Origin of the sequence: Streptomyces sp. NPDC060194, from assembly GCF_042728285.1 — a bacterium.
Taxonomy (GTDB): Bacteria; Actinomycetota; Actinomycetes; order Streptomycetales; family Streptomycetaceae; genus Streptomyces.
On record NZ_JBHWZH010000010.1, the window covers coordinates 69,218 to 76,913 of the forward strand.

At 74.1% G+C, this 7,696-nt stretch carries 7 protein-coding genes; all 7 read left to right on the forward strand.

Annotated features, from left to right (window positions below; all coding sequences use genetic code 11):
* Positions 1-23 precede the first annotated feature (23 nt).
* The 7 genes from ACFWEG_RS03990 to ACFWEG_RS04020 all read left to right on the forward strand — a co-directional run bounded on the left by ACFWEG_RS03990 (position 24) and on the right by ACFWEG_RS04020 (position 7,528).
* Positions 24-896: a glycosyltransferase family 2 protein gene (locus tag ACFWEG_RS03990; RefSeq protein WP_387208900.1), complete on the forward strand. Its 873-nt coding sequence runs from the start codon at positions 24-26 to the stop codon at positions 894-896.
* A gap of 105 nt (positions 897-1,001) precedes the next feature.
* On the forward strand, positions 1,002-1,940 hold the full coding sequence (locus tag ACFWEG_RS03995) for an ABC transporter permease (RefSeq protein WP_387208882.1): 939 nt from the start codon (positions 1,002-1,004) through the stop codon (positions 1,938-1,940).
* Positions 1,933-2,700 carry an ABC transporter ATP-binding protein gene (locus ACFWEG_RS04000; RefSeq protein WP_387208884.1) on the forward strand — a complete coding sequence of 256 codons (768 nt, stop codon included), beginning with the start codon at positions 1,933-1,935 and terminating at the stop codon, positions 2,698-2,700. Before ACFWEG_RS03995 ends, ACFWEG_RS04000 begins: the two co-directional genes overlap by 8 nt.
* A 284-nt stretch (positions 2,701-2,984) precedes the next feature.
* On the forward strand, positions 2,985-3,887 hold the full coding sequence (gene hpnC / locus ACFWEG_RS04005) for a squalene synthase HpnC (RefSeq protein ID WP_387208886.1): 903 nt from the start codon (positions 2,985-2,987) through the stop codon (positions 3,885-3,887).
* Positions 3,884-4,831 carry a presqualene diphosphate synthase HpnD gene (hpnD, locus tag ACFWEG_RS04010; RefSeq protein WP_387208888.1) on the forward strand — a complete coding sequence of 316 codons (948 nt, stop codon included), beginning with the start codon at positions 3,884-3,886 and terminating at the stop codon, positions 4,829-4,831. Before hpnC ends, hpnD begins: the two co-directional genes overlap by 4 nt.
* A gap of 115 nt (positions 4,832-4,946) precedes the next feature.
* Positions 4,947-6,329 (forward strand): hydroxysqualene dehydroxylase HpnE, encoded by a 1,383-nt coding sequence (hpnE, locus tag ACFWEG_RS04015; RefSeq protein ID WP_387208890.1) that lies wholly within the window; start codon positions 4,947-4,949, stop codon positions 6,327-6,329.
* A 95-nt stretch (positions 6,330-6,424) separates the two neighbouring features.
* Positions 6,425-7,528: a polyprenyl synthetase family protein gene (locus ACFWEG_RS04020; protein ID WP_387208892.1), complete on the forward strand. Its 1,104-nt coding sequence runs from the start codon at positions 6,425-6,427 to the stop codon at positions 7,526-7,528.
* Positions 7,529-7,696: the final 168 nt, after the last annotated feature.

Genomic DNA, 7,696 nt, shown 5'->3' on the forward strand with positions numbered 1-7,696 from the left:
GAAAGGCCCCGCTGCGGGCCCCCGTGAAGGTCGGTGCCGTGATCATCACCATGGGCAACCGCCCCGACGAGCTGCGCGCCCTGATCGACTCCGTCGCCAAGCAGGACGGCGACGCCGTCGAGGTGGTCGTCGTCGGCAACGGCGCCCCGGTCCCGGAGGTCCCCGACGGGGTCCGCACCCTGGAGCTGCCCGAGAACCTCGGCATCCCCGGCGGCCGCAACGTCGGCATCGAGGCCTTCGGGCCCGGCGGCCGCGACGTCGACGTGCTGCTGTTCCTCGACGACGACGGGCTGCTGCCGCGGACCGACACCGCCGAGCTCTGCCGGCAGGCGTTCGCCGCCGACCCCGGCCTCGGCATCATCAGCTTCCGCATCGCCGACCCCGACACCGGCATCACCCAGCGCCGGCACGTCCCCCGGCTGCGCGCCTCGGACCCGCTGCGCGACTCGAAGGTCACCACGTTCCTCGGCGGGGCGAGCGCCGTGCGCTCCGCCGTCATCGGCGAGGTCGGCCCGCTCCCGGAGGACTTCTTCTACGCGCACGAGGAGACCGACCTCGCCTGGCGGGCCCAGGACGCCGGCTGGGAGATCGGGTACCGGGCCGACATGGTGCTCCACCACCCCACGACGCTTCCGTCCCGGCACGCGGTCTACCACCGGATGGTCGCCCGCAACCGCGTCTGGCTCGCCCGCCGCAACCTGCCCGCCGCGCTGATCCCGCTCTACCTGGGGATCTGGGTGGCCGTCACCCTCCTGCGCCGCCCCACGCGCCCGGCCCTCAGGGCCTGGCTCGGCGGGTTCACCGAGGGCTGGCGCACCCCCTGCGGGCCGCGCCGGCCGATGCGGTGGAGCACGGTCTGGCGTCTGACCAGGCTGGGCCGACCCCCGGTGATCTGAGAAGCTCGGATCTGAGACCATGCGGCACGTGCGTGCCGCTCCCGGCTCGCGAGAGAGTGCTCCGCCGGTCCCGGCTGCGCATCCTGAAGACGAAAGTTTCCTTCTGTGAGTGACACAACGCACGACGGAGGCGTCACGGTGGACGCCCGTCCCTCCCCGGACGACGGCCTGTCCGCCGCCGAGCTGGCGGCGAAGTACGGGCTCGCGGTCAGCGGGGCCCGCCCAGGGCTCGGCGCGTACGTCCGGCAGCTCTGGGGCCGGCGCCACTTCATCCTCGCGTTCTCCCAGGCCAAGCTCACCGCGCAGTACAGCCAGGCCAAGCTCGGGCAGCTCTGGCAGGTCGTGACGCCGCTGCTGAACGCCGCGGTGTACTACTTCATCTTCGGCCTGCTGCTGAGCACCAACCGAGGTATGAAGCACGAGGTCTACGTCCCGTTCCTGGTGACGGGCGTCTTCGTGTTCACCTTCACCCAGAGCTCGGTGATGGCCGGCGTCCGGTCCATCTCCGGCAACCTGGGCCTGGTCAGGGCGCTGCACTTCCCCCGGGCGTCGCTGCCGGTCTCGTTCTCGCTCCAGCAGCTCCAGCAGCTGCTGTTCTCGATGATCGTGATCGTGGTCGTCGTGATGGCCTTCGGCAGCTTCCCGACCTGGTCGTGGCTGCTGGTCGTCCCGGCGCTGGCCCTGCAGTTCGTCTTCAACACCGGACTCGCGATGATCATGGCGCGGCTCGGCAGCAAGACCCCCGACCTCGCCCAGCTGATGCCGTTCGTGATGCGCACCTGGCTCTACGCCTCCGGCGTGATGTACAGCATCCCGTTGATGCTGGAGAACAAGGACGCCCCCGCCTGGCTGGTCGACGTCCTCATGTGGAACCCCGCCGCCGTCTACATGGACCTGGTCCGGTTCGCGCTGATCGACGGCTACACCTACAAGCCCTTCCTCCCCGACCACGTCTGGCTGATCGCCCTCGGCTGGGCGGTCCTGGTCGGCGGCGCCGGCTTCGTGTACTTCTGGAAGGCCGAGGAGCGCTACGGACGTGGCTGAGACCCGCACCCCCACAGTGATCGCCGACGACGTCCACATCGTCTACCGCGTCAACGGCGCGAAGACCGGCAAGGGCAGCGCGACCTCCGCGCTGAGCCGCATGCTCAAGCGCGGGGACGAGCGCGGCGTGCGCAAGGTGCACGCCGTGCGCGGCGTGTCCTTCACCGCCTACCGCGGCGAGGCGATCGGCCTGATCGGCTCCAACGGCTCCGGCAAGTCGACCCTCCTGCGCGCCATCGCCGGCCTGCTGCCCACCGAGAGCGGCAACGTCTACACCGACGGCCAGCCCTCCCTCCTCGGCGTCAACGCCGCGCTGATGAACGACCTGACCGGCGAGCGGAACGTCATCCTCGGCGGCCTCGCCATGGGCATGTCCCGCGAGCAGATCCGCGAGCGCTACCAGGGCATCGTCGACTTCTCCGGCATCAACGAGAAGGGCGACTTCATCACGCTGCCGATGCGGACGTACTCCTCCGGGATGTCCGCCCGGCTGCGGTTCTCCATCGCCGCCGCCAAGGACCACGACGTCCTGATGATCGACGAGGCGCTGGCGACCGGCGACCGCAAGTTCCAGAAGCGGTCCGAGGCCCGCATCCGCGAGCTGCGCAAGTCCGCCGGCACCGTCTTCCTCGTCAGCCACAACAACAAGTCCATCCGCGACACCTGCGACCGGGTCCTCTGGCTCGAGCACGGCGTCCTGCGCATGGACGGCCCCACCGAGGACGTGCTGAAGGAGTACCAGGAGTTCACCTCCTCCTGAGCCGCGCCCGACGTCCCAGCGGGCCCCGCCCTCCGGCGGGGCCCGCTCGTCGTGCGGTGCGGACGCTCGTTTTCGGCCGTCCGACCCCGCGCGCGGCGCGAAGGGGCGTACAACGTAAGCTGTCGGCGTGCTGATTCGCGGCAAGTGGGGCGATACCGTCGGGCGGCGTGTCCGGAATGGGATGTAAAGAGTCGGCAGTGTAGAACGGGAGACGTGACGGCCATGGCTAACGATGATCTCCAGCTCCGCGACGCCGGCGCCGCCTCCTCCGCAGGCCCCCGGTGGTGACGCGGGACCGCGCGGACACCCCCACCGCGGACGGACGCCTCACCCTGGACAAGGCCGCGCACGAGAACTTCCCCGTGGCCCCCTTCTTCCTGCCCCGCGCCTGGCGCGACGACCTGATGGCCGTCTACGGCTACGCCCGGCTCGTCGACGACATCGGCGACGGCGACCTCGCCCCCGGCGGCGCGGACGCGGCGCTCCTCGGCCTCGACCCGGCCGCGGCCGACGACCGCACCGCGATGCTCGACGCCCTGGAGGCCGACCTCCACCGCGCCTTCGACGGCACCCCCGGCCATCCGCTGCTCCTGGCCCTCCAGCCCGTCCTGCGCCGCCACCGCCTCACCCCCGAACCGTTCCTCGGGCTCCTGCAGGCCAACCGCCAGGACCAAGTCGTCCGCCGCTACGCCACGTACGCCGACCTGCTCGCCTACTGCGAGCTGTCCGCGAACCCCGTCGGCCGGCTCGTCCTCGCGATCACCGGCACCTCCACGCCCGAGCGCGTCCGCCGCTCCGACGCCGTGTGCACCGGGCTCCAGATCGTCGAGCACCTCCAGGACGTCGCCGAGGACCTCCGCCGGGACCGGATCTACCTGCCCGCCGAGGACATGCGGCGCTTCCACGTCGGCGAGGCCGACCTCGCCGCGCCCAGCGCCAACGCCTCCGTGCGGGCGCTGGTCGCCTTCGAGGCGCAGCGCGCCCGGGACCTCCTCGCCGAGGGCGGCCCCCTCGTCCGCAGCGTCCACGGCAGACTGGGCCTCCTGCTCGCCGGGTTCGTGGCGGGCGGCCGCGCCGCCGTCGACGCCGTCGCCGCCGCCCACTACGACGTACTGCCCGGTCCACCGAAGCCCACCGCAGCCCGGCTGCTGCGTCACGTGGGAGCAACTCTGCGACGTAAGGAGTGAGCCGCACCGTGGAGTCACACCAGCCCGTGTCCGCGCCGGTGCTCGCTGCGTACCGCTACTGCGAGGCCGTCACCGGAGCGCAGGCGCGCAACTTCGCGTACGGCATCCGACTGCTGCCCACCGCCCGGCGCCAGGCCATGTCGGCGCTGTACGCGTTCTCCCGGCGCGTCGACGACATCGGCGACGGCGCGCTGCCGCCGGCGACCAAGCACGAACGGCTCCAGGAGACCCGGGCGCTGCTCGACGCGGTCCGCGCCGGCGCGGTCGACGAGGACCACACCGACCCGGTCGCCGTCGCCCTCGCCCACGCCGCCGGCGTCTTCCCGATCCCGCTCGGCGGGCTCGACGAGCTGATCGACGGCGTCCTCATGGACGTCCGCGAGGAGACCTACGAGACCTGGGACGACCTCACGGTCTACTGCCGCTGCGTGGCCGGCGCCATCGGGCGGCTCTCGCTCGGCGTCTTCGGCGTCCGGCCGGGCGCCGACGCCGTCCGGGCCGCCGAGTACGCCGACACCCTCGGCCTCGCGCTGCAGCTCACGAACATCCTGCGCGACGTGCGCGAGGACGCCGACAACGGGCGCACCTACCTGCCCGCCGAGGACCTCGCCAAGTTCGGCTGCTCCGCCGGCTTCCACGGCGACCGGCCCCCCGCCGGCGCCGACTTCACCGGCCTCGTCCAGCACGAGGTCCGGCGCGCCCGCGCCCTGTTCGCCGAGGGCTACCGGCTGCTGCCGCTGCTCGACCGCCGCAGCGCGGCCTGCGTGGCCGCCATGGCCGGCATCTACCGGCGGCTGCTCGACCGCATCGAACGGGACCCCGAGGCGGTGCTCCGCGGGCGCGTCTCGCTGCCCGCGCACGAGAAGGCGTACGTCGCCGTCCGCGGCCTCTCCGGCCTCGACAGTCGTCACATCTCACGCCACACCGCCCGGAGGCGCACCTGATGCGCAATCCAGGCATGCGGTGCGCAACCTCTCGCGCCGCCGGCGCGTCCCTGACTGCGGGGCGTGCGGCGCACCGCCGGGCGCGCCCCGCCGGACCGGCCCGGGGGGAGGGCTCATGAGCGGCAACCGCGCCACCGCCGTGCGGCACGCCGTGGTCGTCGGCGGCGGGCTCGCCGGGCTGACCGCCGCCCTGTCGATGGCCGACGCCGGCGTCCGCGTCACCCTGCTCGAAGGACGGCCCCGGCTCGGCGGGCTCGCCTTCTCGTTCCGCCGCGGCGACCTCACCGTCGACAACGGACAGCACGTCTACCTGCGCTGCTGCACCGCCTACCGGTGGTTCCTCGACCGGGTCGGCGGCGCCCACCTCGCCCCGCTGCAGGACCGCCTCGACGTCCCCGTCCTCGACGCCGCGACGAGCCGGCTCGGCCGGCTGCGCCGGGCCGCGCTGCCGGTGCCGCTGCACCTGGCCGCGAGCCTGGCCCGCTACCCGCACCTCTCCCTGCGGGAGCGCGCCTCCGTCGGCCGCGCCGCGCTCGCGTTGAAGGGCCTCGACCCGGCCGACCCGGCCCTCGACGACCAGGACTTCGCGAGCTGGCTGGCCCGCCACGGCCAGTCGCCGCGGGCCGTCGAGGCGCTGTGGGACCTGGTCGGCGTCGCCACCCTGAACGCCACCGCCGCCGACGCCTCCCTCGCGCTGGCCGCCATGGTCTTCCGCACCGGCCTGCTCTCCGAGCCCGGGGCCTCCGACATCGGCTGGGCCCGGGTCCCGCTCGGCGAGCTGCACGACACCCTCGCCCGCACGGCCCTCGACACGGCCGGCGTCCGGGTCGCGACCCGCACCCGGGTCACCGCCGTCACCCGCCGCGGCGACGGCGGCTGGAGCGTCGAGGTCCCCGGCGAGACGATCGAGGCGGACGCCGTCGTCCTCGCCGTGCCGCAGCGCGAGACGCACGCGCTGCTGCCCGAGGGGGCGCTGGAGGCCCCCGACCGGCTCCTCGCGCTCGACGACGCGCCGATCCTCAACGTGCACGTCGTCTACGACCGCAAGGTCCTGCGCCGGCCGTTCTTCGCCGCGCTCGGCTCGCCCGTGCAGTGGGTCTTCGACCGCACCGAGGCCTCCGGGCTGCGCGGCGGCGGCCAGTACCTCGCGCTGTCGCAGTCCGCGGCGCAGGACGAGATCGACGCCCCCGTCGCCGAGCTGCGCGCCCGCTACCTGCCCGAGCTGGAGCGGCTGCTGCCCGCCGCCCGCACGGCCGGCGTGCGGGACTTCTTCGTCACCCGCGAGCGCACCGCGACCTTCGCGCCCGCGCCCGGCACCGGGCGGCTGCGGCCCGGGGCGGCGACCCGCGCCCCCGGTCTGCTGCTCGCCGGCGCCTGGACCGCCACCGGCTGGCCCGCGACGATGGAGGGTGCGGTCCGCAGCGGTCTCGCGGCCGCCTCCGCCGCCCTCGGCACGGCCCCCGCCGTGCGGACCCCCGAGCCCCGGGCGGTGCGATGACCGCTCCCGGCCCCCGCACGACCACGGGACGGACCGCGCCGACGCGGATCTCCCGCAACGGACCACCCGAACGACTCGCACCACGAGGAGAGACTGTGCCGACTGTGCCCTCGGCCGACACCACGGCCCCGGCTGTCGACGTCGCTGACGTCACCGCGCTACTGGAGCGCGGACGGGCGCTCGCCATGCCGGAGCTGCGCGCGGCGGTGGCCCGGCTCGCACCCCCCATGGACACCGTCGCCGCCTACCACTTCGGATGGATCGACGCCGAGGGCCGGCCCGCCGCCGGCGACGGCGGCAAGGCCGTCCGCCCGGCGCTCGCCCTGCTCTCCGCGGAGGCGGCCGGGGTGGCCGCCGAGGTCGGCGTGCCCGGCGCGGTCGCCGTGGAGCTCGTCCACAACTTCTCGCTCCTCCACGACGACCTCATGGACGGCGACGAGCAGCGCCGCCACCGCGACACGGTCTGGAAGGTGCACGGCCCCGCCCAGGCCATCCTGGTCGGCGACGCGCTGTTCGCACTCGCGAACGAGGTCCTCCTCGAACTCGGCACCGTCGAGGCCGGCCGCGCCACCCGCCGGCTCACCACCGCCTCCCGCAAGCTCATCGACGGGCAGGCGCAGGACATCTCCTACGAGCACCGCGAGCGGGTCTCCGTCGAGGAGTGCCTGGAGATGGAGGGCAACAAGACCGGGGCCCTGCTCGCCTGCGCGGTCTCCATCGGCGCGGTCCTCGGCGGCGCGGACGACCGCACCGCCGACGTCCTGGAGGCCTACGGCTACCACCTCGGCCTCGCCTTCCAGGCCGTCGACGACCTCCTCGGCATCTGGGGCGACCCGGAGTCCACCGGCAAGCAGACCTGGAGCGACCTGCGCCAGCGCAAGAAGTCGCTGCCGGTCGTCGCCGCGCTCGCCGCCGGCGGCCCGGCCTCCGAGCGGCTCGCCGAACTCCTCGCCGCCGACGCCGTCACGGAGTCGGATGATCAGCCTGCGGCCGGTGGCGACTCCGACGGCTTCACCGAGGCCGAGTTCGCCACCCGCGCCGCGCTGATCGAGGAGGCCGGCGGCCGCACCTGGACCGAGGCCGAGGCGCGCCGCCAGCACGCCGTCGCCGTCCGGGCGCTCGACGCGATCGACATGCCGGACCGGGTGCGGGCGCAGCTCGTCGCCCTCGCCGACTTCGTCGTGGTGCGCACCAGATGACGCACCGCCCGGCGGTCACCGCCCACCCCGTCGCCGCAGCCCGCCGGCAGCCGCACCACGACGTGAACGAGAGCCGCACCTCCCGGATATGACGCGCAGTCGCCGGCCGGCCCCCACACGGGGGCCGCCGACCGCGGCCCCCCCCGCCCACCAAAGAAACACCAGAAC

What these genes read in the sequence shown, in the direction of transcription:
- hpnE (WP_387208890.1), top strand. Translation starts at nt 4,947, where the DNA reads ATGAGCGGCAACCGCGCCACCGCCGTGCGGCACGCCGTGGTCGTCGGC.